Genomic DNA, 23,892 nt, shown 5'->3' with positions numbered 1-23,892 from the left:
GGTTTTGGAACAGTCGGTCAAGTCAGCATCGAGCCTCGCGTTCAATCCACATGTCGCCGCCTTGCCGCCCTACAATGCCGGCATGAACATCGCGATGGCGCGGGCGCTCAGTGGCCGCCACGATATCGCTCGGCTGGCCAGCAACGAGAACCCCGATGGGTGTTCTCCCGCCGTCATAGCCGCGTTGGCCTCCTCATCCTTCGAGCCATGGCGCTATGCCGATCCGGCCTGCGCGGCGTTGCGGGAGGCGCTTGGCGAAAAACTGGCGGTCGATCCCGGCCTGATCGTTGCCGGCAATGGTTCCGAGGAGATGATCGCCGCCATCTCGCGCGCCGTCCTGGTGCCGGGCGCCTCGGTCGTCACGACGGTGCCGAGCTTCGGGCTTCATGAAATAGAGCCGCTGGCTGCAGGCGCCGATGTCGTCAAGGTCGCGATGGCGCCCGAAATGGGGTTCGATCTTGCCGCGCTCGAAACGGCGATCGCCACCGGGCCGCGGATCGTTTTCATATCCTCGCCGTGGAATCCGGTTGGGCCGGGTCTCGACCATCTTAGCCTGCGGCGGCTGATCGGCGCCGTGCGGCCCGGCACGCTTCTTGTCCTGGACGAGGCCTATTTCGAATTCGCCGATCCTGGCGCGCCCGACGGCATTCAGGTCCTGCGCGACAGCGGCATCGACTATGTGGTTCTGCGGACATTTTCGAAGGCCTATGGTCTGGCGGGGCTGCGCGTGGGCTATGCCGTCTGTTCCGGCCTCGAACTGGCCAGAGTGATCGCGGCCGCCAAGACGCCATTCAACGTCAATGCGGCGGCACAAACGGCCGCCATCGCGGCGCTCGCCGACGAAAGCTGGATGAAGGCATCGACAGGCCGTGTCAGGGCCGAGCGTGAGCGTGTCTCCACGGCGCTTGCCCGCCTTGGATTTCGGGTCTCGCCGTCGCAGACCAACTTTCTGTTCTTCGACTGCAAGGACGACAGTTCGAGCATCGCCGCCCGCCTCCTGCAGCAAGGGATTATCGTCAAGGCCTGGCGCGAAACCGGCTACGAACACTATCTGCGTGTCACCATCGGCTCACCGGCGGATAGTGACCGGCTGATCGTCGCGCTTCAGGGACTGGCGGCGCGATGAGCGGCCCTGTTTCTCCAACGCGGGCGAATTGCATCGACCATGCGGTGCCGCTGCCAGTTGTCGACAGCATCCGTGATGTCGTCGGTGCCTCGAATGTGCTGGCGGGAGAGGATGCCGAGATACCGGACCTTGGGTCGAACAGTGTCGCGTGCGGCGCCGGCATCGTCGTTGCGCCGTCATCGACCGGCGAAGTCGCGGCGGTGGTGCGCATCTGCCGTCAGAATGAGATCCCGATCGTGCCGCAAGGCGGTCGGACTGGCCTGGTCGATGGAACTGTCTCGCGGCCGGGCGAGATCGTTCTTTCGATGGCACGCATGAACCGCATCGAGCGTCTTGATCCACTCGAACGCGTGGCGGTGGTCGGTGCCGGTGTCACACTGGAGGCTTTGCAGACTGCCGCATTTGAACACCGGCTGGAACCGGGCATCGACCTTGCGGCACGCGGCTCGGCGACGATCGGCGGCATGGTGTCCACCAATGCCGGCGGCGTGATGGCCTTTCGCAACGGCGTCATGCGCCATCGCGTCGTTGGGCTCGAGGCCGTGCTTGCCGACGGGTCCATCTATTCCGATCTGACGCGGGTGGTGAAGAATTCCGCCGGCTACGATCTGAAGCATCTCTTCATCGGCGCCGAAGGAACGCTCGGCATCGTGACCCGCGTGGTCGTCAAGCTCGACCCTTCGCCACGAGCCACCGCCACCGCGCTTTTCGGGCTGCCGTCCGTCGAAGCGGCGCTGCAAACCATTCGCCTGGCGCTTGAATCGGGTGCCGGGCATCTGCGCGCGGCGGAGGCGATGTGGACCTCATATTTCAGCCTGGCCGCCGCCGCGCTTGGGTGGTCTGAACCCGGCGTGCCGCTCGACCAACCGCTGTTCCTGCTGCTGTCGCTTGGCGGCGCGAACGAAGAAGCGCTGCGCGAGGATTTCGAGCGGATCTATTCTGAAGTGATGGAGCGCTATCCCGAAACCACCGGCATCATTGCCGCCTCGCGGCGGCAAGAGGACGATCTGTGGCGGTTGCGCGAGGACACCGGCGTGCTCTATCGCACCCATCCCCATGCGCCTTCCTTCGACGTGTCGGTTCCTTTGTCGGAAATACCGTCCTATCTCGACAGAATCTTGCCCGGGCTCGCCGCGATCGAACCGGGTCTGGCCCCCTATGTCTTCGGGCATCTGGCCGATGGGAACCTGCACATCATCCTCAACCAGGGTCCGCTGGCGCCTGATGTGGCGCAGGCTGTCGACAGCGTCCTGTATCAACAACTGCGGGAGATTGGCGGTTCCTTTTCCGCCGAGCACGGTGTTGGGTCCAAGCGCATCCAATCGCTGCTGGCGACGGCTGACCCGACGAAGCTCGCCGCGATGGAGCTGGTGAAACGAGCGCTGGACGGTCAGTCGATCATGAACCCCGACAAGGTGCTTCCCTCCGACGCTTGGTACGTCAGGTCCTCCAGGCCTCCGAACGCGAGCGATCAAAACGATGAATAGCCCCATGGTGGAACGACAGGGAATGAACGGATTGATCGCAACCGTCAACGGTCCAGTGGGATCGACCATGCGCTATGATGAGACAGCCCCGGCCCATGCAGGTGATTTCGCCGCCCTGCGCAAGGGATTTCGCGAAGCCGCCGAGCGGGCGGGCGCGGAACTATCTGAGTATGTTCATCCGCTCAACGGCCCGTATGGCGAGACGCTGGCGACGGATGTGGCGCTCCTTGGCCGCCGCAATGCACGCAAGCTGATCGTGCTCATCTCCGGCACGCATGGCGTCGAGGGCCCGTTCGGCTCAATCTGCCAGACCGCCTGGCTCGGCCAGAAGAACCTGCGACGCCTGCCCGACGACACGGCGATCCTTGCCATCCATCTCATCAATCCCTGGGGTACGGCATGGTCGCGGCGCGTCAACGAGGACAACGTCGACCTCAACCGCAACTTCATCGACTGGTCACAGGCCGTTCCCGTCAACAATGGTTATGCCGGCCTGCACGACGCCGTGGCGTACCGTGAATGGGAAGGGCCGGGCCGCATTGCGTCCGACGAGAAGCTCGCCGTTGCGCGCAGGAGGCTTGGGCATGTCGGACTGGCGGCCATCGTCGAGGCCGGCCAGTATGAGTTCGCCGACGGTATGTTCTACGGCGGCGGTGGCCCGGTCTGGTCGAACCGCACCTTGAACGAAATCCTGAAGACCTTTGCCGGCGCGGCACGCCAGGTCATAGTCTTCGACATGCATACCGGGGCAGGGCCCTATGGTTATCCGGCTCTGCTTTCCGTAGCGAGTTCAGAGCATGCCGGCCTGGCTTGGGGCAAATCCATCTTCGGTCCAGCGCTAGCCACCGTCATCACAGGTCCGGAGGCCAAGACTGGCACCGGCATTGCGGCTACGGCGACCGGCTATGTCTCCGATGCTGTCCGCAAGGCCATGCCGAACGCACGCGTGCTGCCGCTTGTTGTCGAATGCGGCACGCTGGACGGAGCTGCCGTCATGGAGGCAGTGCAGGCGGACAACTGGCTGCATCTTTTCGGCAAGATCGATTCCGCACTAGGCAAGCGCATCCGGGAAACGCTGCGCACCGCCTTCATTCCCGATGATCCGGATTGGCAGCGGACCTGCCTGACGAGCAGCCTGCGCTACTTCGACCGGGCGCTGATCGACTTGCAGAATGTCGAGATTGCAAAAGACGATCGCCACGTTCCCGGACAGACGCCGTCGATTGTCGGCTTCCCGGCGGACAATTCGGTTCCTGCGGACGAGGCGAAGATCACGACGCCGGCCGTTCAGATCGACGAACTCCACAAGAGCTTCGGCTCCCTTCTGGTGCTGAAGGGTGTCAATCTCACGGCGCACGCCGGCGAAGTGATCTCGATGATCGGATCGTCCGGGTCCGGCAAGAGCACGTTCCTGCGTTGCATCAATCTTCTGGAACAGCCCGACGGCGGCAAGGTCGCCATCGACGGTGAGATCATCAAGATGAAGCCATTGGCGAACGGCCGTCTCGGGCCGGCCGATATGGCTCAGGTGGAACGAATTCGCGCCCGCGTCGGCATGGTTTTCCAGAACTTTAATCTCTGGCCGCACATGACGGTGGTGGAGAATATTGTCGAGGCGCCCCGGCATGTCTTGAAGGAGCCTCGCGAGAAGGCCGTCGAACACGCGCACGCCTTGCTGAAGAAGGTCGGCCTTGCCGACAAGCACGCCCACTATCCGGGCCAGTTGTCAGGCGGCCAGCAGCAACGCGCGGCGATTGCCCGCACGTTGGCGATGCGTCCCAAGGTCATCCTCTTCGACGAGCCCACGTCGGCGCTCGACCCCGAGCTGGTCGGAGAGGTGCTGCGGGTGATCCGGCAGCTGGCGGAGGAAGGCAACACCATGATCCTCGTGACGCACGAGATGCAGTTCGCGCGCGAGGTCTCCCACAAGGTTCTGTTTCTCCACCAGGGAAAGGTGGAGGAAGAGGGTGCACCCGCGGCGCTGTTCGGCAGCCCGCGCTCGGAGCGTCTGCGTCAATTCCTGGCACGGACATTGTGAGTACAGGCCGCGTCCTCGAAGCGTTCGGTTAACCCGGACAACGACAATGAAGACCAACAACAAGGGGAACTGACCATGAAACTGAAAATCCTGATGCTGCTCGCAGGTCTTGTGGGGGGCATGGCAAATGCCGTTGCCGCCGACGGTGAGCTGTCCATCGGCACGGAGGGTGCGTATCCTCCGTGGAGCATGTCCGACGCCAGTGGCAACGTCACGGGTTTCGACGCCGATGTGGGCGCTTTGCTCTGCACCAAGCTTGCGGTGAAGTGCCATTTCGTCGTGCAGGCGTTCGACGGGCTCATTCCCGCGCTGAAGGCCAAGCGCTTCGATGTCATCATCTCGGGCATGTCGATCACCGCCGACCGCAAGAAGGAGATCAATTTCAGCGTCGGCTACGCCGAGCTGGCCAATATGTTCGTCGCTGCGAAAGGCTCGGATCTCGCGGGGATCACCGACGTCGACGCGCTGCTGAAGGCGCTCGACGGCAAGAAGGTCGGCGTGCAAGCCGGCACGACTCATGCGCATTTTCTGGAGAAGCGTGTGCCGAATGCCGATCTGAAGACCTACGACACGCTCGATCAGATGCAGATCGATCTTGCGAGCAGTCGTCTCGACACCGCTTTCGCGGATCAATCCGCATTGCAGGACTTTCTGGACAAGCCGGATGGCAAGAACTTTCAGCTGGTCGGCGTTGAGATCAAGAGCACGTTCGATCCGACGCTCGGCGAAGGAATCGGCGTCGGCATCGCCCAGGACAACACCGAACTCAAGGCAAAGATCGACAAGGCGCTTTGCGAGTTGATCGCGGATGGCTCGATCGGCAAGGCCAGCCAGAAATGGTTCAAGACGGATATTTCCCGCCCCTGCAACTGACGTCGGGGAATTTCGGCAACGCATGCGTCCGGTTGAGCCCGGACGCATGCGATAATCGGCCGTACCGCTTGTCCGACGACAGCGGACTGGGTCGGGTCATCGCAGCCGGCGTGGATGCAATTCTCGTTCGCGCAAAAAAGACTAGGGCACTCAAATGGAATTCGGCCTCTGGCAGGTTTGGGAAGCGGGTTGGGTGACCGCAATCTTGCGCGGCGCGTCGATAACAATCCTCGTAGGCGTCGTCAGCATGGCGGCCGGACTGGTGATCGGTATAGCCTGTGGCCTTATCAAATGGGCCCGGATATTTCCGCTTTCGCTCCTCGTTGACGCGTATACTTCGCTGGTGCGTGGCGTGCCCGAGCTGCTCATCATCTACCTGCTGTTTTTCAGTTCAGTTGAATTCGTGACGAAGGTCGTGACCGCATTCGGCTACGCCGGTGTGGCTGAGAGTGGCTATGCGTTTGTCATCGCGGTCATCGCCATCGGAGCAATCTCGGGCGCATACTCGACCGAGGTCGTGCGCGGGGCATTGGCCGCGATTCCCAATGGGCACATCGAGGCGGCTCGCGCCCTTGGACTGTCGCGCGGGCGTATCTTCCGCCGCATAATCGCGCCGCAGATGCTGCGCATTGCGGTTCCCGGCATCAACAATGTCTGGCAGACCACCATCAAGGATACCGCCCTGGTCTCGGTGGTTGGGCTCCAGGAGCTGATGCGCATTTCATTCATCGGCGCGAACTCCACCCGTCACCCATTTATCTTCTACCTGATCGCGGCGGTCGTTTATCTGATCATCACGCTTGTAAGCCAGGCCGGTTTCGACGGAACCGAGCGGCTGCTCCGGCTCCGGACAGGAAAGTAGGGCGATGGAACTCATCCAGCTTGCGGTTCCGGTTCTGCTCAAAGGCCTGGGCATGACGGCGGTATTGACCGTTGTTTCGGTGCTAATCGGCTTCAATCTTGGCCTGGGATTGGCGTTGATGAGATTGTCTTCAAACCGTCTCTTGGCAGGCTTCGCAAAATACTACAGCAATGTGTTTCGCGGAACGCCGCTCCTGGTTCAGATTTTCCTTTTCTATTATGGGCTCGGCCAGCTGTCCCTGATCAAGGACAACCCGGCTCTGTGGTGGGTGGTCAGCGACGGCGCGCGCTGCGCAGTGATGGCGCTCGCGCTCAATACGGCAGCCTACACGTCCGAGATTCTGCGTGGCGGATTGATGTCCGTTCCGGTCGGTCTCGTCGAGGCGGCTCAGGCGTGCGGCATGTCGCGCATGCTCCGGTTTCGTCGCATCGAGTTTCCACTGGCGATTCGCCAAGCGCTGCCAGCCTACGGAAATGAACTTATTCTGGTCGTCAAAGGCACAAGCCTTTCATCGACAATTACCGTGCTCGAGATCACCGGTTATGCGAAGCGGCTCATGAGCCAGACCTTCGCGATTTTCGAAATCTTCGCCATCGCTGGAGTCCTCTACCTGGTCATCAATCTGTTGTTGATTGCAATCATCCGCTCAACCGAGCGGGTCCTTATGCGGCATGAGTTGCTATCCCGCGACATACGTAGCGCGCCTAACCCGGAAGGCTCTGCAACAGTTTTGTGACGCAGATCTTGGTGCAAACGAGCGGTCTGCCTGTTCGCGCGCAATGTCAGCTTTGGGAAAAGCCAAGGTTTGCTCAACGTCCGACATTGGGGTGCATTGCTGTTCGGCAGCGATGGGCCTACTGCGGTCATTTTGAAAACCGGCGGCGGATGACCGCTACTGGCGCTTCCACGCGTTCCCGGAGCTCGCATGCTCCTTTCCGTCCAAAAACGTTGACCCACGGGCCGTGCGTTGCCCCGGCGGCTATTCATTCTGTCAGGCGGCGCGCATCGACGGGCGGTCGTTGACGTAGCTTCACCTTGGCTTCACTAGGAACTGGGACGCTCCTCTGCGGACCAATGATGCATGTAGCATTCAGCGACAACCCATCGCCGTCCGCCGTCGACCGCGCTCGGACCTCAGCCCGAATGACTGCTCGTGACGGATATGAGCGTCTTGTTGATCCTGTCGTCGGCAGCATTGAAATTATTGGGTAATTTTGTCCGGGGGCGCTACCACATATGCATGATTTGCTAGTTATTTCAACAGCTTATCGGATTTTGGTAGCGGGAGACCGCTACATCGTTAGACCCACTATTGAGGGAGCGTTCTTTTGCTATCGGCGACGTTCAGCGTGAGTAAGCCGCAATCGATTCCCGAGCGGTCGAAAATCACAAACCGTGGCAATGATGGACTGGACAAATAGGTAAATAAAATCAGATATTTAAGGAATAGCGTGTGCAAAAATCGCACACGAAAGTTCTGCTTCTCTTTTTTCGTTCCCACGACGTATCCGCCGACAGCTCTATTTTTTAGCTGTTTTTGCCGACGACATTCACCGTTCCATCGCGGACGTTCGCTGCAATATCCGTGCCCCTTGTTGTCCAATGCGGCGTTCAATTTGCCTGGGGTACCTGGAAGCTTTTCGAATTTTCTGTCTTGCGCCTCCAGTCGAAATGCGCGCGCTTCTGAAGGACGTTGGGGTGCCTGGATCGCTGTGATGCAACCTTGATCAGCCACTGTGGGGTTCGAGACCCACTATCGAAGAGGCATTCTTTTGCTATCGGAGGCCTGGGGCTTAGTCGAAATTTTTCCAATTTTGGGGCAGAGGAAGCTTGGATTGGCTCGACGCCTCTCGGCGAGTTACGTGGACGCTTCGTCGTGGTCCCTCCCTCAACAGCCACCTCGCCAGCAATCGGTTCCGTTTCAACCAGGCGACTTCGGGACATCCTGACGATCTCGGGCCGGACTGTGTTCTGGGTTTCGCGGAATGCCCGGCGGAACGCGCGTGGTCTGAAAGGCGTGCTGCACCGATCGCGCGGCGCCGGGCGGCGCCTTCGGCCAACCCTACACAATCGGCCGCAATGTCATAGGCCGCCCAGTGATGCCAGATCCCCGCCGGAGCGTCTGGATCATCGCAGAGAAGGACAAAGCTGCCGGTTCCGGCCGGAGCGCCAGTCCAGCCGAGGGGAGGGGAACGATCCTCACCGGCGGGCGGTTTTGGCAGAAAGCCAAGCGGCCAATTGTGGGGGGATTGTATACAAAATTATAGAAAGATGTTGACAATCTGGTGATCTGGGTTTCCCCTAGGGTATCCGCGCAGCCTATGAGCAAAAACAAAGCGCGATAACCAAAAGGGGAAACGCCAGAATGATCAACCGACGCTCGACTCTCAAATCGATGGTGCTTGGCGCCGTCTCTGCTCTCGCTATGACCGCTGCGGGCATGCCGCCCGCGCAGGCCCAGAACAAGGAACTCAAGATCGGCTTCGTCGGCGTCACCAGCGGTCCGGCCGCCGCTTGGGGCACCTCGAATGTGCGTTCGATGCAGACGCGTGCCGCCTGGATCAACGAGACTGGCGGCGTCAAGATCGGTGACGCCACCTACAACGTCAACATCGTTACTTTCGACGATCAGAAAGACCCCAAGCGCGCCATCGCCGGCATGGAGAAGATGGCCCAGGAAGGCATTCACTACGTGGTCGGGCCGAATGTTGATGACGGCGCCGCCGCCGTCCGCCCGGTCGCCGAGGCGAACGGCATCATCTATTTCCCTTATGCTTTCCCGAAGGCGCTGTATCAGAAGCCTGCCTCGAATGCCGTGCTCGGCATGATCGCCAACTATCAGTCAGGCCCGGCGATATACAAATACCTCAAGGAAAACAAGGGCGTGAAGACGATCGCCTTCGTCGCCGCGAACGAATCGGACCCGCTCAGCCAGCGAGATAGCGGCGTCGAGGCGGCCAAGGCGCTCGGGCTGAAAATCGTTGCCCAGAACGATACCTACCAAAATGACACCCGCGACTTCACCCCGGTGCTCACGCCGATCGTTTCACTGAAGCCCGATCTGCTCGTACTGTCGGGCGTGGCACCAGCCAACGCGCCGTTGCTCATTCGCGCCGCCCGTGAACTGGGCTTCGAGGGCTTGATCTCAACCGAAACGGCTCAGGACGCCAAGGTTCTGGAAGAAGGCGCTGGCGAGTATGCTAACGGTTTCATCTCAGTCGGTGGCGCCTCCACGCCGGAAATTGCTTCCGACATGATGAAGGAGTTCGTCAGCCGCTACACCAAGATGTTCGGCGAGTATAACGACGAGTCCAACACCAAGGTGTATGCGCTCGAATATATCCTCGAAACACTGAAGGCCAATCCAGCGGCGATCAACGATGTCGGGGAGTTCAAGAAGACGATGGACAGCTTCTCGGCGCCCAATCCCTATCTGAAGGGCGATGCCAAGCTGAGCTATGTTGGCACGACCTCCTTCGGCCAGAAGCGCCAATTGGCAGTGCCCATGGTGGTCAACGAATACAAGGACGGCGCCTTCCACACCCTGTTCGTCGGCACGGTCGACTAGGGTTAGCTTCCAGCGGTTACTTCCTCCCGCGTTGCCGGGGGCCCGGAGCATGTTCCGGGCCTCGCGGAAGATCGAAGGCGTCTATGGAACAGGTCATCGCTAACGGATTCTATCTTGGTGCCCAATATGCACTGATTGCGCTGGGGCTCACCCTGATCTTCGCATTGATGAACGTCCTCAACTTTGCCCACGGGCAGATGTATGTGCTCGGCGGCTTCATCTCCTACACCGTCTACGGCCAGCTCGGCCTGCCCTTCGTGGTGGCGCTGCTGGCTTCGGGCGTCACGCTCGCCGTTATCGGCGCGCTCATGGAGAAGTTTCTTTTCCGGACCGTCATCAAGCGCAGTCTCCGAGAGGAAAGCACCATGCTGCTGGCGGCGGCGACGGCGTTTTTCTTCGACGCCGTCATCCTGCTCATCTTCGGTGAAAAGCAGCGCGGCGTACCCAAGATCGTCAAGGGCGTGTTCAACGAGGGCGGCATCATCATGCCCTATGACCGTATGGTCGTCGGTGTGCTCGCACTGGTCTTCATTGCGGCCTTCGTACTCTACATGCAGTACAGCAGGGTGGGGCGCGCCATGCGGGCGCTGGCCCAGGACCGCGTGGCCGCGCAATTGATGGGCGTCCAGGTCGACCGCTATTCGATGATCGGCTTCGCCATGGGCGCCATGCTGGCCGGCATCGTCGGCGGCCTTTTGGTCACCATCACCGGCGTCAATTCCGGCATCGGAGGGCCAATCTCGATCAAGGCCTTCATGATGGTGATGATCGGCGGTGCCGGTGTCGTCGGCGGCGCGATCGCCGGCGGCTTCATCCTCGGCATGATGGAGTCAGTAGGCCTCACTGTGCTGCGCGAATATGGCGACGTCACTTACCTCGTCATCTTCGCAGCGCTGATGGTGTTCCTCTCGATCCGCCCCAATGGGCTGATGGGTAAGCCGTGGGGTTGATGGTGCCATGACGCGTAGCGTGAAAATCGCTTCGGTTGCCGCCTTTCTGGCGATTGTCTTCATCGCTGTGCCGGTTCTTATCTCGGTGAGCGGTCGGTTCGACCTCTATTACACGCTCACCTCGGTGGCGCTGCTCAGCATCGCCAGTGCCGGCGTGTGGCTTACCTTCTATATCGGCCGGATAAACATCGGCCAGGGCGCCTATGCGCTGATGGGTGGCTACGTCTCGGCCATACTTGTGGTGACCCATGGCTGGTCGTTCTGGCCGACGCTGCCGGCCGCCGGTCTGTCCTGCGCGGCGGCAAGCGTCCTTATCGGCCTGCCGATCCTGCGCCTGCGCGGAGTCTACTTCGCCATGGTGACACTGGTGCTGACCGAGGTCGCGCGGCTTCTGGCTTTGGCGCTGCCGATCACCAACGGTGCCAAGGGCATGGTCAGCATCCCGCTCCCTGGGGCGCTGTCGATCTTCGGCCTCACCATCATCCCGGATTTCGCAACGTTGCATAATGCTCGGCTGGCTTTCTACCTGCTGGCGGTCGCGCTCATGGTGGTCTGCTTCGCTGTGGTGTACCGGCTGGTTCATTCGCGCGTCGGCAAGCTCTGCCAGTCGCTCCAGCAGAACGAGGAGCTGGCCTCGTCGATCGGCGTCAACATCGCCTATCTGCGCGTCATCGCCTATGCCGTCTCGTCCTTCTTTGGCGGCGTGGCCGGCGCGATCTTCGCCGCCATCTCGCAGTCGATCTATCCGTCGAGCTTCACGGTCATCGACTCTGTCAACTTCATGCTTAACTGCTTCCTCGGCGGGCTCGGCTATGTATTCGGACCGATGCTCGGCACGCTGGTGCTCTATTTCGGCTGGGACCTCCTGTTCCAGACCGGCCGGTTTCAGCTGCTGATCTACTCGACCTTGATGATCGTGCTGATGCTGTTCTTGCCCAATGGGCTGCTCAGCCTCGCCGCCACGACCCGGAAGAAGGGCTGAGCCATGGCCGATCTGCTCGAAGTCTCGGCTCTGACGAAACGCTTCGGCGGTCTCGTTGCGGTTAACAATATTTCCTTCTCGGTGCGTGAGAAGGAGATTCTGTCGGTCATCGGTCCCAATGGCGCCGGCAAGTCGACACTTTTCAAGCTGATCGCGTCGTTCCTCAGGCCGACATCGGGCGAAGTGCGCTTAAAGGGCGAGCGCATCTCCGACCAGGCGCCGCACATCGCCGCGCGCAAAGGCGTCGTCCGGACGTTTCAGGAAACGACGATCTTTAAGAATATGAGCGTGCGCGAGAACGTCATCATCGCACACCATCTGCGCTCCAGGGCGAGCCTGCTTGGCTTCTTCCTCGGCACGAGCGCGGCCAAGGCCGACGAGGCAGCCTTCGGTACATCAGCCGACGAAATTCTTGTGCTGCTTGGCCTCTCCTCGCTCGCTGGAGAGACCGCCCGAAACTTGCCGCATGGTCACTTGCGGGCCCTCGGCATTGCCATCGGCCTCGCCACGAACCCGTCGATCCTGCTGCTTGACGAACCTTTCGCCGGGATGAACCACGACGAGACGATGAGAATGGTGGCGATGATTAGACGGTTGCGCGAGCTCGGCCTCACCATCCTTCTGGTCGAGCACGACATGCCTGCCGTTATGAAGATTTCTGATCGCATCGTCGTCTTGAATTTCGGCCAGAAGATCGCAGAGGGAACGCCGGCGGAAATCCAGAATAACGACAAGGTGATCGAGGCTTATCTCGGCAGCGAAGACGAGGCTATCGGCCTATGAACCAGGTCCTGAAATTTGCTAATGTCGAACTCTACTACGATCACGTCTACGCGCTGAAAGGCGTGTCGCTCGAGGTCAACGAGGGCGAGACCGTCGCGCTGATCGGTGCCAACGGCGCCGGCAAATCGTCGATCCTTCGCGCCATCACCGGGCTGCGCAAGATCAAATCCGGCGAGATCCACTACAGCGGCCGACGCATCGACGGCGCCACCCCTGATGCCATCGTCAAGATGGGCATCTCCATGGTTCCAGAGGGGCGCCGCGTCTTCCCTTACATGTCGGTTAAGGACAATCTCCTGATGGGCGCCTTCACCCGCTCCGACAAGGCCGAGATCGTCGGCTCGCTGGAGATGGTGCTCGGCCGCTTCCCCCGCCTCAAGGAGCGATATTCGCAAGCCGCCGGTACGATGAGCGGCGGCGAGCAGCAGATGCTGGTAATCGGCCGCGCGTTGATGGCCAGGCCGCGCCTGCTGCTGCTCGACGAGCCCTCGCTGGGCGTCGCGCCGAAGCTCGTCCAGGACATTGCCCGCTCGATCGTGGCGATCAATCGCGACGAGAAGGTCAGCGTTCTGCTTGTCGAGCAGAACTCCCGCATGGCGCTGCGCATTTCGCAGCGCGCCTATGCGCTGACCACCGGCAGCGTCGCGCTGAATGGGAACTCCGCTGATTTGCTGACCGACGAACGGGTCAAGCATCTTTATCTCGGCGGCGAGATTTGAGGCTGATCGCATGCGCATACTCGTCATCAATCCCAACACGACCGCATCGATGACCGCCAAAATTGGCAAGGTCGCAGTGAGCGTTGCTTCTGCCGGGACAGAAATTATTTCGGTCAACCCTGGCGACGGTCCGCCGAGCATCGAAGGCTATTTCGACGAAGTCTTCGCCATCCCTGGGATCATCGCCGAAATGAACAAAGCGGCGGCCATCGACGCCTATGTCATCGCGTGTTTCGACGATACCGGGCTGGACGCTGCTCGTTGCGCGACCGAGGCCCCGGTCATCGGCATCGGCGAGGCCGCCTTCCACCTTGCCAGCCTTGTCGCCGGCAAGTTCAGCGTGGTGACGACGCTCGCCCGCTCCGTTCCCGCGATCGAACACAACCTGGTGAAATATGGCCTCGCGTCGCGCTGCGCCAAGGTCAGGTCGTCGGAGGTTGCCGTGCTCGATCTGGAACTGCCGGGCTCGGATGCAAGGCACAGGATCTCGGAAGAGATCGCGCGCGCCGTTCGCGATGACAGGGCGGAGGCGATCGTCCTCGGTTGCGCGGGGATGGCTGATCTGGCGAACAGCCTGTCGCAGGAACACGGCGTTCCCGTGCTCGACGGCGTCGCCTGTGCGATCACCTTGGCGGAAAGCCTGTTCCGGGTCGGTCTGAGGACGTCGAAGGTTGGCGGCTATGCCGCTCCGCTTGGCAAGCGGTTTTCGGGCATCTACGAATCGCTGTCTCCGGCTCGCGCTGACGCAACAGTTATATCGCCGATCTAGAACGCGCCTGGCCTCACGCATTGAGATCCTGTGTCCCGGGATTGACCGCCGTGCAAGCGATACTAGATTGCATCGACCGTTGAGCGGTTTGGGATAAATCAGGCAATGTCGTGCCTGCGCATTGAAAAGCATGTTGACAGTGCTCAGAGAAGAAGACCGCGACGAAAAGCCGGCAGCCCGCTGGTCGCCGATCTACTATGGTCTGAGAGATGCCATCGTCAGTCATCGTCTCGCCCCAGGCACAAAGCTGCCGGAAGACGAGTTGGCGTCGATCTATTCGGTGAGCCGCACCGTCATTCGTGCGGCCCTGCAAGCTCTGGCTCATGACCGGTTGGCGCGGCTGGAGCCGAACCGGGGTGCGTTCGTGGCTCAGCCGTCGAAGGTTGAGGCGCGCGAGGTGTTCGAGGCACGGGCGCTGATCGAACCCAAAGTGGCTTGGCTAGCCGCCAACGCAGCAGTACCAAGCGACATTGCACAGTTACGGCGGCATCTCGAGAAGGAGCATGAGGCACTTCACGCCGGCCGAGACAGCGAGGCGATCATGCTTTCGGCACGTTTCCACGTTGCCATTGCCGAGATCGCCGCACACTCGGTGTTCACCAACTTCGTTCGCGACCTTGTCTCCCATTCTTCCCTCATCATCGCGCTCTATTGGAAAAGGCGCGACGCGACCTGTGAGAAACACGCCCATCACGCGCTGGTCGATGCAATCGAAGCCGGGCGTAGTTCCCAAGCGGCCGAACTGATGAACAGCCATCTTGTCGACCTCCTATCAGGGCTCGACCTCACGGACAAAATAGAGAAGTCGGACATCCTCTCGGACTTGCTTCGTCCGTAGAGCGGGACGGCAATCCTGCATCCGAGCAGCCGCCGGAGGCCGGCAATGCTGCGCCACGACCGCGTCCTTTACTGCCATCTGTTGCTGCGAAGCGAATGTCGGTATTGGCGGTCGTGTGTCCCGCAACCACTTCTGTCATAATACGCTAGCCGTCTCGGTCTAACCGAGGCGGCTTTTTGCGTTTCGTGAACTGTCTGGATTGCGCCGATATCGTTGAACCGTGCGCCGCAGGCCGGCGCCCAGCAGTGCCGCCCCGCCTCAATGCACCATGCCTTCTCCGGCCAGATCGTCGATGATCAGGCAATCCGGCTGCCCGTCCCGTTGGCAGTGCTCGACCAGATGATGCAGTGCATGGCGCAAGCCGGCCAGTTCGGCGATCTTGCAGTCGATCTCGGCCACCTTCACTTCGGCGATCGCCTTGACGTCTGCGCTCTCGGGGTCCCGGTCGTGGTAGAGCGACAGGAGCTGCCGGCACTCGTCGGCCGAAAAGCCGAGGCTGCCCGCGCGCTGCAGGAAGCGCAGACGGTGGATGTCGGCGACCGAATAGTCGCGATACCCATTGCCGGTGCGGGTCGGGCGCACTAAGCTGATATCCTCGTAGTAGCGGATCGTCTTCGCCGGCAGGCCTGAGCGTTCGGATGCATGCCGATGTTCATGCCTGAAAATCTCCTTTTGTAAGGAGGATGGCCTTCCAGTTACTGGAAGGTCAACATACCGACGCGATATTCCATGCCTCGGCGCAGCCGTCTGAAGAACCCAGACCTTCATGATCGCATACCGGCAAAGCCGTATGTCAATCGGCGTGGGGTCTCCGCGCTGATCGGCACGATAAGCCATTGCAATCTCAGTGGCGGGTGGGGTCACGCTATGGCGCCTGTTCACACTACGCGGTTAGTTTGACGCTTGCAGTCATGACCTGAGAGCCTTTCGGCCTAACAACATATGTTGACATAAAGATGTCTTTATGTGACATGATACCAATCATGTCGTATCGAGAATGAAGAGCGTCGCTTATGTCCTCAGTCGATGAACTCTTCGGGCCGGTAGCAGCCAAGCCGGACGGTTCTGCGATCCTTGCCGCCCTCCAGGCCGCGGCACGCGAGCGTATCCTAATCCTTGACGGTGCGATGGGCACCCAGATCCAGAGTCTGGGCTTCCAGGAGGTTCATTTCCGTGGGGACCGGTTCGTCGGCTGCGCTTGCCATCAGCAGGGCAACAACGATCTGCTCATACTGACTCAGCCAAAGGCCATCGAGGACATTCACTACGCCTACGCCAAGGCTGGCGCGGACATCATCGAAACGAACACCTTCTCCTCCACGCGTATCGCGCAGGCCGACTACGGCATGGAAGAGATGGTCTACGAGCTCAATCGCGACGGTGCGCGGCTGGTGCGCCGTGCGGCGATCCGCGCACAGCAGGAGGACGGCAAGCGCCGCTTCGTCGCCGGTGCTCTCGGCCCGACCAACCGGACCGCCTCGATCTCGCCGGATGTGAACAATCCCGGCTTTCGCGCCGTCACCTTCGATGACCTACGCCTTGCCTATGGCGAGCAGTTGCGTGGGCTGGTCGACGGCGGCGCCGACATCATCCTGATCGAGACGATCTTCGACACGCTCAATGCCAAGGCGGCGATCTTTGCTGCGGAGGAGATCTTCGCCGAAAAGGGCATCTGGCTCCCGGTGATGGTCTCCGTCACAATCACGGATCTTTCCGGCCGCACGCTGTCCGGCCAGACGCCGACCGCCTTCTGGCATTCGGTGCGCCATGCCAAGCCATTCACGATCGGGCTGAACTGCGCGCTAGGCGCCGCTGCGATGCGTCCGCATCTGGCCGAGCTTTCGGGCGTTGCCGACACCTTTATCTGCGCCTATCCGAATGCCGGCCTGCCGAACGCCTTCGGCCGGTATGACGAGAGCCCGGATTTCATGGCTGCGCAGGTCGAGGAATTTGCGCGCGAAGGCCTCGTCAATGTCGTCGGCGGCTGCTGCGGCTCAACACCGGAGCACATCCGCGCCATCGCCGATGCGGTGGGCAGGCATGGCCCGCGCGCACTACCTGAGCGCAAGCCGTTGATGCAGCTTTCGGGCTTGGAGCCGTTCACCCTGACCAAGGATATCCCCTTCGTGAATGTCGGCGAGCGCACCAATGTCACGGGCTCGGCGAAGTTCAGGAAGCTGATCACCGCCGGCGACTACGCCGCCGCCCTAGACGTTGCGCGCGACCAGGTGGCGAATGGCGCGCAGGTCATCGATGTCAACATGGACGAGGGCCTGATCGACTCGAAGAAGGCGATGGTCGAGTATCTGAACCTCATTGCCGCCGAGCCGGACATCGCCCGTGTGCCCGTCATGATCGACAGTTCCAAATGGGAGGTGATCGAGGCAGGGCTCAAATGTGTGCAGGGCAAGCCGATCGTCAATTCGATTTCCATGAAGGAAGGCGAGGAGGCTTTCCTGCACCACGCCAACCTCTGCCGCATGTATGGCGCGGCGGTTGTCGTGATGGCATTCGACGAGCAAGGCCAGGCGGACACCAAGGCACGCAAGGTCGAGATCTGCACGCGTGCCCACAAGCTGCTTACGGAGCAGGCAGGCTTCGCGACCGAGGACATCATCTTCGATCCGAACGTCTTTGCGGTGGCCACCGGCATCGATGAGCATGACAACTACGGCGTCGACTTTATCGAGGCGACCGGCGAGATCACCTCGACACTGCCGCATGTGCATATTTCCGGCGGCGTATCCAACCTCTCCTTCTCGTTCCGCGGCAACGAGCCGGTGCGCGAGGCCATGCATGCGGTGTTTCTCTACCATGCCATCCAGCGCGGCATGGACCTGGGCATCGTCAATGCCGGGCAGCTCGCTGTCTACGACACGATCGAGTCGGAGCTGCGTCAGGCGTGCGAGGACGTCGTCCTCAACCGCAAACCGAAGGCCGGCGGCACAGCAACAGAGCGCATGCTGGAGATCGCCGAGCGCTTCAGGGGAGCGGCCGGCAAGGAAGCCAAGGAGCGCGACCTCGCCTGGCGGGACCGCCCGGTCGAGCAGCGCATCAGCCATGCGCTGGTCAACGGCATCACCGAGTTCATCGACGCCGACACCGACGAGGCGCGCTTGAAGGCGGAACGACCGCTGCATGTCATTGAAGGCCCGTTGATGGCGGGCATGAATGTCGTGGGCGACCTGTTCGGCGCCGGAAAAATGTTCCTGCCGCAGGTGGTGAAATCCGCGCGCGTCATGAAACAGGCTGTGGCAGGCCTGCTGCCGTACATGGAGGCGGAGAAGCTGGCCAACGCCGCCAACGGCATCGACAATGGCGAGCGCAAGACCGCCGGCAAGATCCTGATGGCGACGGTCAAGGGCGACGTCCACGACATCGGCAAGAACATTGTCGGTGTCGTTCTCGCCTGCAACAACTACGACATCATCGATCTCGGCGTTATGGTTCCGGCGACGAAGATCCTGCAGACGGCGAAAGACGAGAAGGTCGACATCATCGGACTGTCGGGCCTCATCACGCCCTCGCTCGACGAGATGGTGCATGTGGCATCGGAAATGGAACGCGAAGGATTCGAAATCCCGCTGCTGATCGGCGGGGCGACCACCAGCCGCGTTCATACGGCGGTCAAGATCCACCCGAGCTACGCCAGAGGCCAGACCGTCCATGTCAACGACGCCAGCCGTGCGGTCGGCGTGGTGTCGGCCTTGCTGTCGAAGGACGCGAAGGATGGTTATGTCGAGACCATGCGCGCCGAGTACAAGAAGGTGGCGGAAGCGCATCACCGTTCGGAAGCCGACAAGCTGCGGCTGCCTTTGGCCAAGGCCCGCGCCAATGCCCACAAGATCGATTGGGTGGACTACGAGCCTCCGGCGCCGTCATTCCTGGGCGCGAAGGTCTTCGAGACCTGGGACCTGGCGGAGCTTGCCCGATACATCGACTGGACGCCGTTCTTCCAGACCTGGGAGTTGAAAGGCCGCTATCCGAAGATCCTCGAGGACGAGAAACAGGGGCCTGCGGCCAGGCAGCTCTTCGAAGACGCCCAAGCGATGCTGATGAAGATCATCGACGAGAAGTGGTTTGCGCCAAGAGCCGCGATCGGCTTTTGGCCGGCCAATGCGATCGGCGACGTCAGGCTCTTCACCGACGATGGTCGTGTGCAAGAACTCGCGACGTTTTTCACGCTGCGCCAGCAGCTCTCCAAGCGTGACGGTAAGCCGAATGTCGCGCTCTCGGACTTCGTCGCGCCGGTCGAGAGCGGCAAGGCAGATTATCTCGGCGGATTCGTCGTGACGGCGGGCATAGAGGAAGTGGCAATCGCGGAACGCTTCGAGCGAGCCAACGACGACTACAATTCCATCCTGGTCAAGGCGCTTGCGGACCGCTTCGCCGAAGCCTTTGCGGAGTGCCTGCACGAGAAAGTGCGCAAGGAGTTCTGGGGTTATGCGCCTGGCGAGAACCTGTCCCTGGACGATCTGATCGGCGAACCATATCAGGGTATCCGCCCAGCGCCAGGGTATCCCGCGCAGCCCGATCACACCGAAAAGGTTACGCTGTTCCGGCTGCTCGATGCCGAGCGGAACGCCGGTGTCAGCCTGACGGAGAGCATGGCCATGTGGCCAGGCTCATCCGTCTCGGGAATCTATCTATCGCATCCGGAAAGCTATTATTTCGGCGTCGCCAAGGTCGAGCGCGACCAGGTCGAGGACTATGCCGCACGCAAGGGCATGGATGCGGCCGAAGTGGAGCGCTGGCTCGGGCCGATCCTCAACTACATCCCCACTGCCTTTGGGAAGGCAGCTGAATAGCTGCACTGCGGACTCACGTGCCCGGCGTCAATGTTTATCGCGACCCTGCGCGGTCTTGTTATCGCGCGGCCGCGCTGGACGAGAACGGTGCAATGGCCGAGGCCCTTCTCGTCGCCACACCCGACCAGTTGCCGGCGCGCGACTGGCTGGTTCGGTTCGCGCCAGCCGCGTACTATGACCGACCGCCATGCCCTTCGGTCTGGCCGATCGCCGGTGCCCGTGCCCTCGGCCCCGCAATAGGACACGAGGTTCCGATACCGTTGATAAATCCCCATGGCGCTGCCAGCCCGCCATCGTGAAAAAGCCGGGAAACTCTACCTTCCTGCGGTCCAGAGAATGGTATCGGAGCAATGAAACTCCGGACTCTCCATTGAACTGGTGGGAACAAGGGTCTCAGGTCAAATTCGCAACCCGCATACGCGCCGCCGCACTGTTGGAGCGCATTGCCGTCCTCTCCCCATCCAATGCGGCGATGACGGCTTTCGTCGGCTGGTCCCCCAGCAGTCTGACGATCGGAGTTGTCAGGCAAGACGAAAGCGCTGCCGAATCTGAGAGATAGAGGCTCTGACTAGACAGGCGATTGAAAGGCGGCCACTCAGTGGTGGTGCCTTCCGTCTCAACCATTTTAAACGGCAGTTCCTGCTGCCTTTTCACCGCGCCCAAGACCAACGTCGCTTCGAACTCGAGAGGCTCGGTGGGAGTTGCATCGCTCTCGTAGCGATGGTGATTGCCGACGGCGGGCCGGAGGCGAAGCGTCTCCGTCCCGCCAGGTCGGTCGATAGGACGTGCCTGACATGATGTGACACGCAGATAGTGCCTTCAGCTCTTGGTTACCGCAAGGGAAGAAATTCATGGTGCAGCGCACAAAAACATTGCTATCGGGTCGAGTCGGTCTCATAAATTGACGAGGCGTTTTGGGGCTGCCCACTGAAGGATGGAAACCATGTCCACCGCTGAAAAAACCCCTGATATCATCGAAGGCACCGCCTTGCCGACCTTCGATCCGTCCAAGGCTGCGGCCGAGTTCCGCGCTGCCGCTGAAAAGGGCGTCGAACAGTCAAAAGAAGTTCTTGCCAAGTTCAATGCGGGCTCTGATGACGCCCAGAAGGCTCTCGAGTCGAGCTTCGAAACCGCCAAAGCCTTTGGCAGCGATTTGTCGCTGAAGACAATTGCCGTTCTGCGCGCCAATACTGAAGCCGCCTTCTCGCACTTTGAAGTCCTAGTTGCCGTTAAGTCGCCTTCCGAATTCGTTGAACTGCAAACCGCCTTCGTCCGCAAGCAGGTTGAAACGGCCGTCGAGCAGGCCAAGGAACTCCAAGCCGTTACAACCAAAGCCGTCGAGGACGTATCCAGGCCGATCAAGTCCGCCTTCGACAAGGCCTTGAAGGAGCTCAAGGCGGTCTGACTGCTTCACGCAACCAGAGCACCTCCTTCGCTGACCGCTATAGGAAGACCGGCACCTCGCGCCGGTCTTCGTCCATTTTCCCAGGAAGCGTGACGGTTGGATGACGCGAGTCTCTTGCTCATCCTTTTTGCGATCATGCTGTCGAACTATAAGTGGCATTAGGGCAAAGTTCGAACAGAGTTCAGGCAACCTTTTGATTTATTAGCAGAAACAACGGCAGCTGCGGCAACGGATGAAGTCATGGAGCCACGTTGTCTAAGAGACATCCAGTTTGGCTGGGGTTCTTGGAAGCTTTTCGAACTTTCTGCCTTGTGCCTCCAGCGGAATTGCGCACGCTTATGAAGGAAGTTGGGATGTGTGGATCCGCAGTGGTGCAAACTTGATCGAAATACTCATTTGGGGTTCGAGTCGGTAGAGCGCTACCGCCTTTCCCCCCACTCGGAGACCCTGCGATATTTTCTACAGTGTAGGGCGTGATGGACCTGTCTCGGTGCCGCAAAGACCTGTGGGGAACGGGAAAGTCTGATACGAGGCCGACGTATGTTTTCCACGACGCGAACGGCAGCTTTGTGCCTATGTCGGCCATAGTGGCGAACTTTGCCTCCGCCCGGAAGCAGACACTGCAATTGACCACGCTGAAGGTCGTGGTCGCGCCAAGAGCCTGCAAAGGCGCAACTCGGTACACGAGGGCGAACATTCCGCTGCGGAAACAACTTGAAGAAACGCTTCGCGACCCATAGCATGCCGCGCCATGGTGAAATCTGATCGGGAGGTCAGTGGAATCGGTCGGGTTTTTGAGCCAGTGCAAGGTAGGGAGGATAATAATTATGGCTTCCGAAGTACAGGCAAACAATGGCGTTAACGTAGAGGCGCTGCTCGCCGCAAAAGAAGCGCTTACCAACGCCCCGGAGGCTGCGCAGTTCAAGTGGCGCGCGGCCTGTGAATGGAAGGACGGCACTCACAGCCATTCGACGGTCGAGAGTTTTTACGGTCTCGGTCAGGATCAGCATCGCAAGACCACCTTCGCATTCGATGCCGACCATCCGGAGGTCTTCGCTTCGCTGGATCAGGGCGCCACGCCTGTCGAATACGTGCTGGTCGGGCTGGCCAGTTGCCTGACCGCCGGCATCGCCGCGGTCGCCCAGAACCGGAACATCCAGTTGAAGTCGGTGAAGGCGACCATCGAAGGCGACATGGATATTGCGGGCATACTTGGTATCGACAGCGACGTCCGCAACGGCTTCAGCGGCATCACGGTGAAGTACAACATCGACGCCGACGCCAAGCCCGAGGACATCGAGGCTCTCGTGGCTCAGTCGCAGAAGCGATCGGCGGTCTATGACATTGTCACCAATCCGACGAACGTCACGGTCGTGGTGAATTGAAAGGCGCTACGAGCCGTAGACTCTCCTGATGAGAGGGCGCGATTAGTTCCGTCACCACAGTGATCGTCGGCGCAGGGCACGCGGGGCTCGCGATGAGCCGCTGCCTCGCGGAGCGCTCTATCGACCATGTGCTGCTGGAGCGCGGCGAGATCGCCCATACTTGGCGCACCGAGCGATGGGATTCGCTGCGGCTGCTCACCCCGAACTGGCAGAGCCGGCTGCCGGGCTTCCGCTATGACGGCGACGATCCCGACGGCTACCGGACGATGCCTGAGGTGATCGACTTCCTCGGGAACTATGCCAAGGCGATCTCGGCTCCGGTCAGAACCCACACGACCGTTACCTCGGTTCGCAGCGACGGGGCGGGATATCTTGTGCGCACGGACCGCGGCGAGTGGCGGTGTCGGACCGTCGTGCTGGCGTCGGGCGCGTGCAACATCGCGCGCCTGCCCGACGTCGCCAGCCGCGTGCCGCCGTCGGTCGCCATGCTGACGGCACAGTCCTACCGCAATCCGCGTCAGGTCGCCGACGGTGGCGTGATGGTGGTGGGCGCGTCGTCGAGCGGCACCCAGCTCGCACAGGAGCTGCAGCGTTCGGGGCGTCAAGTGACCCTGTCGGTGGGCGAGCACATCCGGGCGCCCCGCGTCTATCGCGGCAAGGACCTGGAATGGTGGATGGACGCCGCCGGCGTGCTCGACGAGCGTTACGACGAGGTGGACGACATCAGGCGGGCGCGACGGGTTCCTTCGCTGCAGCTTGCCGGCACACCCGACCGCACAACCCTCGACCTCAATGCGTTGGTCGACCTCGGCGTCAGGCTCATCGGCCGCCTGGCCGGCATCACCGAAGACGGCAAGGCCCAGTTTGCAGGGTCGTTGCGCAACATGTGCGCGCTTTCCGACCTCAAGATGGCCCGGCTGCTCGACCTCATCGACGAATGGGCGCGCGCCAACGGCCTTGACGCTACGGTCGGGCCGCCGGATCGCCTGCCGCCGACCCGTGTCGAGGACAACCCGCCGCTCGGCCTCAACCTTACCGGAGGCGCTATCAGGACGATCATCTGGGCCACCGGCTACCGGCCGGACTACTCCTGGCTGGAACTGCCGGTCTTCGACCGCAAGGGCCACGTCCGTCACGACGGCGGTGTAGTGGAACATCCGGGCCTGTACCTGATGGGGACGCAGTTTCTGCGCCGCCGCAAGTCTGCTCTGATCGACGGCGCTGGCGACGACGCGCGTGATCTCAGCGATCATCTGGCATCGTACCTCGGGCAAAATTCAATCAACGTCTAAGGCTAAG

At 61.0% G+C, this 23,892-nt stretch carries 19 protein-coding genes and 1 pseudogene; 17 read left to right on the top strand and 3 right to left on the bottom strand.

What is annotated here, in order from left to right:
* Positions 1-4: 4 nt before the first annotated feature.
* The 6 genes from hisC (at position 5) to JT360_RS22780 (ending at position 7,122) form a co-directional block, all read left to right on the top strand.
* Positions 5-1,126 (top strand): histidinol-phosphate transaminase, encoded by a 1,122-nt coding sequence (gene hisC / locus JT360_RS22805; protein ID WP_214474289.1) that lies wholly within the window; start codon positions 5-7, stop codon positions 1,124-1,126.
* Complete coding sequence (locus JT360_RS22800) at positions 1,123-2,613, top strand: FAD-binding oxidoreductase (RefSeq protein ID WP_214474288.1); 1,491 nt, start codon at positions 1,123-1,125, stop codon at positions 2,611-2,613. The genes hisC and JT360_RS22800 overlap by 4 nt, the downstream gene beginning before the upstream one ends.
* 67 nt (positions 2,614-2,680) lie before the next feature.
* Positions 2,681-4,651: a DUF2817 domain-containing protein gene (locus JT360_RS34005; protein WP_214474377.1), complete on the top strand. Its 1,971-nt coding sequence runs from the start codon at positions 2,681-2,683 to the stop codon at positions 4,649-4,651.
* 75 nt (positions 4,652-4,726) lie between these two features.
* Positions 4,727-5,524, top strand: coding sequence for a transporter substrate-binding domain-containing protein (locus tag JT360_RS22790; protein ID WP_214474285.1), 798 nt, complete (start codon positions 4,727-4,729; stop codon positions 5,522-5,524).
* 154 nt (positions 5,525-5,678) lie between these two features.
* Entirely contained in the window at positions 5,679-6,386 is a 708-nt protein-coding gene (locus tag JT360_RS22785; RefSeq protein ID WP_214474282.1) for an ABC transporter permease, read from the top strand.
* A 4-nt stretch (positions 6,387-6,390) separates the two neighbouring features.
* Positions 6,391-7,122, top strand: a complete 732-nt coding sequence (locus tag JT360_RS22780; RefSeq protein WP_214474281.1) for an ABC transporter permease — start codon at positions 6,391-6,393, stop codon at positions 7,120-7,122.
* 573 nt (positions 7,123-7,695) lie between these two features.
* Here JT360_RS22780 and JT360_RS22775 read toward each other — a convergent pair.
* Both JT360_RS22775 and JT360_RS22770 read right to left on the bottom strand, forming a co-directional pair.
* Positions 7,696-8,121 (bottom strand): hypothetical protein, encoded by a 426-nt coding sequence (locus JT360_RS22775; RefSeq protein ID WP_214474279.1) that lies wholly within the window; start codon positions 8,119-8,121, stop codon positions 7,696-7,698.
* 58 nt (positions 8,122-8,179) lie between these two features.
* A complete protein-coding gene (locus tag JT360_RS22770; RefSeq protein WP_250889008.1) occupies positions 8,180-8,608 on the bottom strand; it encodes a YbhB/YbcL family Raf kinase inhibitor-like protein in 429 nt (142 codons plus the stop codon).
* Positions 8,609-8,751: 143 nt separating this feature from the next.
* Here JT360_RS22770 and JT360_RS22765 point away from each other — a divergent pair, with 143 nt between their 5' ends.
* The 7 genes from JT360_RS22765 (at position 8,752) to JT360_RS22735 (ending at position 14,995) form a co-directional block, all read left to right on the top strand.
* Complete coding sequence (locus JT360_RS22765) at positions 8,752-9,954, top strand: ABC transporter substrate-binding protein (RefSeq protein WP_214474278.1); 1,203 nt, start codon at positions 8,752-8,754, stop codon at positions 9,952-9,954.
* Positions 9,955-10,037: 83 nt separating this feature from the next.
* A complete protein-coding gene (locus JT360_RS22760; protein WP_214474276.1) occupies positions 10,038-10,904 on the top strand; it encodes a branched-chain amino acid ABC transporter permease in 867 nt (288 codons plus the stop codon).
* Between the two features lie 7 nt (positions 10,905-10,911).
* The gene (locus tag JT360_RS22755) at positions 10,912-11,886 is read left to right on the top strand and encodes a branched-chain amino acid ABC transporter permease (protein WP_214474274.1); all 975 of its coding nucleotides are present in this window, start codon (positions 10,912-10,914) and stop codon (positions 11,884-11,886) included.
* A gap of 3 nt (positions 11,887-11,889) precedes the next feature.
* Entirely contained in the window at positions 11,890-12,669 is a 780-nt protein-coding gene (locus tag JT360_RS22750) for an ABC transporter ATP-binding protein (RefSeq protein WP_214474272.1), read from the top strand.
* Positions 12,666-13,388 (top strand): ABC transporter ATP-binding protein, encoded by a 723-nt coding sequence (locus JT360_RS22745; protein ID WP_214474267.1) that lies wholly within the window; start codon positions 12,666-12,668, stop codon positions 13,386-13,388. Before JT360_RS22750 ends, JT360_RS22745 begins: the two co-directional genes overlap by 4 nt.
* Positions 13,389-13,398: 10 nt before the next feature.
* Positions 13,399-14,157, top strand: coding sequence for an aspartate/glutamate racemase family protein (locus JT360_RS22740; RefSeq protein WP_214474265.1), 759 nt, complete (start codon positions 13,399-13,401; stop codon positions 14,155-14,157).
* A gap of 130 nt (positions 14,158-14,287) precedes the next feature.
* On the top strand, positions 14,288-14,995 hold the full coding sequence (locus JT360_RS22735) for a GntR family transcriptional regulator (RefSeq protein WP_214474262.1): 708 nt from the start codon (positions 14,288-14,290) through the stop codon (positions 14,993-14,995).
* 258 nt (positions 14,996-15,253) lie between these two features.
* Here the strand turns inward: JT360_RS22735 and JT360_RS22730 are convergent.
* Positions 15,254-15,651, bottom strand: a pseudogene (locus tag JT360_RS22730) (MerR family transcriptional regulator).
* A 357-nt stretch (positions 15,652-16,008) separates the two neighbouring features.
* Between JT360_RS22730 and metH the strand changes: the two are divergent.
* The 4 genes from metH (at position 16,009) to JT360_RS22710 (ending at position 23,885) form a co-directional block, all read left to right on the top strand.
* The gene (gene metH, locus JT360_RS22725; protein WP_214474260.1) at positions 16,009-19,803 is read left to right on the top strand and encodes a methionine synthase; all 3,795 of its coding nucleotides are present in this window, start codon (positions 16,009-16,011) and stop codon (positions 19,801-19,803) included.
* Positions 19,804-20,746: 943 nt separating this feature from the next.
* Positions 20,747-21,208, top strand: coding sequence for a phasin (locus JT360_RS22720; protein WP_502845485.1), 462 nt, complete (start codon positions 20,747-20,749; stop codon positions 21,206-21,208).
* Between the two features lie 776 nt (positions 21,209-21,984).
* Positions 21,985-22,593, top strand: coding sequence for an OsmC family protein (locus JT360_RS22715; RefSeq protein ID WP_352128135.1), 609 nt, complete (start codon positions 21,985-21,987; stop codon positions 22,591-22,593).
* A 59-nt stretch (positions 22,594-22,652) separates the two neighbouring features.
* A complete protein-coding gene (locus JT360_RS22710) occupies positions 22,653-23,885 on the top strand; it encodes an NAD(P)-binding domain-containing protein (protein ID WP_352128133.1) in 1,233 nt (410 codons plus the stop codon).
* The last annotated feature ends 7 nt before the right edge of the window (positions 23,886-23,892 follow it).

It is taken from the genome of Mesorhizobium sp. dw_380 (genome assembly GCF_018588885.1).
In the GTDB taxonomy this organism is placed as follows: domain Bacteria; phylum Pseudomonadota; class Alphaproteobacteria; order Rhizobiales; family Rhizobiaceae; genus Mesorhizobium.
Note: the sequence above shows the minus strand (reverse complement) of the source record. Positions and strands in the feature narration are given on the sequence as shown.

Excerpts from the sequence above, each read along its gene's own strand:
- JT360_RS22800 (WP_214474288.1), top strand. The coding sequence starts at position 1,123 with ATGAGCGGCCCTGTTTCTCCAACGCGGGCGAATTGCATCGACCATGCG.
- JT360_RS34005 (WP_214474377.1), top strand. The coding sequence starts at position 2,681 with ATGCGCTATGATGAGACAGCCCCGGCCCATGCAGGTGATTTCGCCGCC.
- JT360_RS22790 (WP_214474285.1), top strand. The coding sequence starts at position 4,727 with ATGAAACTGAAAATCCTGATGCTGCTCGCAGGTCTTGTGGGGGGCATG.
- JT360_RS22785 (WP_214474282.1), top strand. The coding sequence starts at position 5,679 with ATGGAATTCGGCCTCTGGCAGGTTTGGGAAGCGGGTTGGGTGACCGCA.
- JT360_RS22780 (WP_214474281.1), top strand. The coding sequence starts at position 6,391 with ATGGAACTCATCCAGCTTGCGGTTCCGGTTCTGCTCAAAGGCCTGGGC.
- JT360_RS22765 (WP_214474278.1), top strand. The coding sequence starts at position 8,752 with ATGATCAACCGACGCTCGACTCTCAAATCGATGGTGCTTGGCGCCGTC.
- JT360_RS22760 (WP_214474276.1), top strand. The coding sequence starts at position 10,038 with ATGGAACAGGTCATCGCTAACGGATTCTATCTTGGTGCCCAATATGCA.
- JT360_RS22755 (WP_214474274.1), top strand. The coding sequence starts at position 10,912 with ATGACGCGTAGCGTGAAAATCGCTTCGGTTGCCGCCTTTCTGGCGATT.
- JT360_RS22750 (WP_214474272.1), top strand. The coding sequence starts at position 11,890 with ATGGCCGATCTGCTCGAAGTCTCGGCTCTGACGAAACGCTTCGGCGGT.
- JT360_RS22745 (WP_214474267.1), top strand. The coding sequence starts at position 12,666 with ATGAACCAGGTCCTGAAATTTGCTAATGTCGAACTCTACTACGATCAC.
- JT360_RS22740 (WP_214474265.1), top strand. The coding sequence starts at position 13,399 with ATGCGCATACTCGTCATCAATCCCAACACGACCGCATCGATGACCGCC.
- JT360_RS22735 (WP_214474262.1), top strand. The coding sequence starts at position 14,288 with ATGTTGACAGTGCTCAGAGAAGAAGACCGCGACGAAAAGCCGGCAGCC.
- metH (WP_214474260.1), top strand. The coding sequence starts at position 16,009 with ATGTCCTCAGTCGATGAACTCTTCGGGCCGGTAGCAGCCAAGCCGGAC.
- JT360_RS22720 (WP_502845485.1), top strand. The coding sequence starts at position 20,747 with ATGTCCACCGCTGAAAAAACCCCTGATATCATCGAAGGCACCGCCTTG.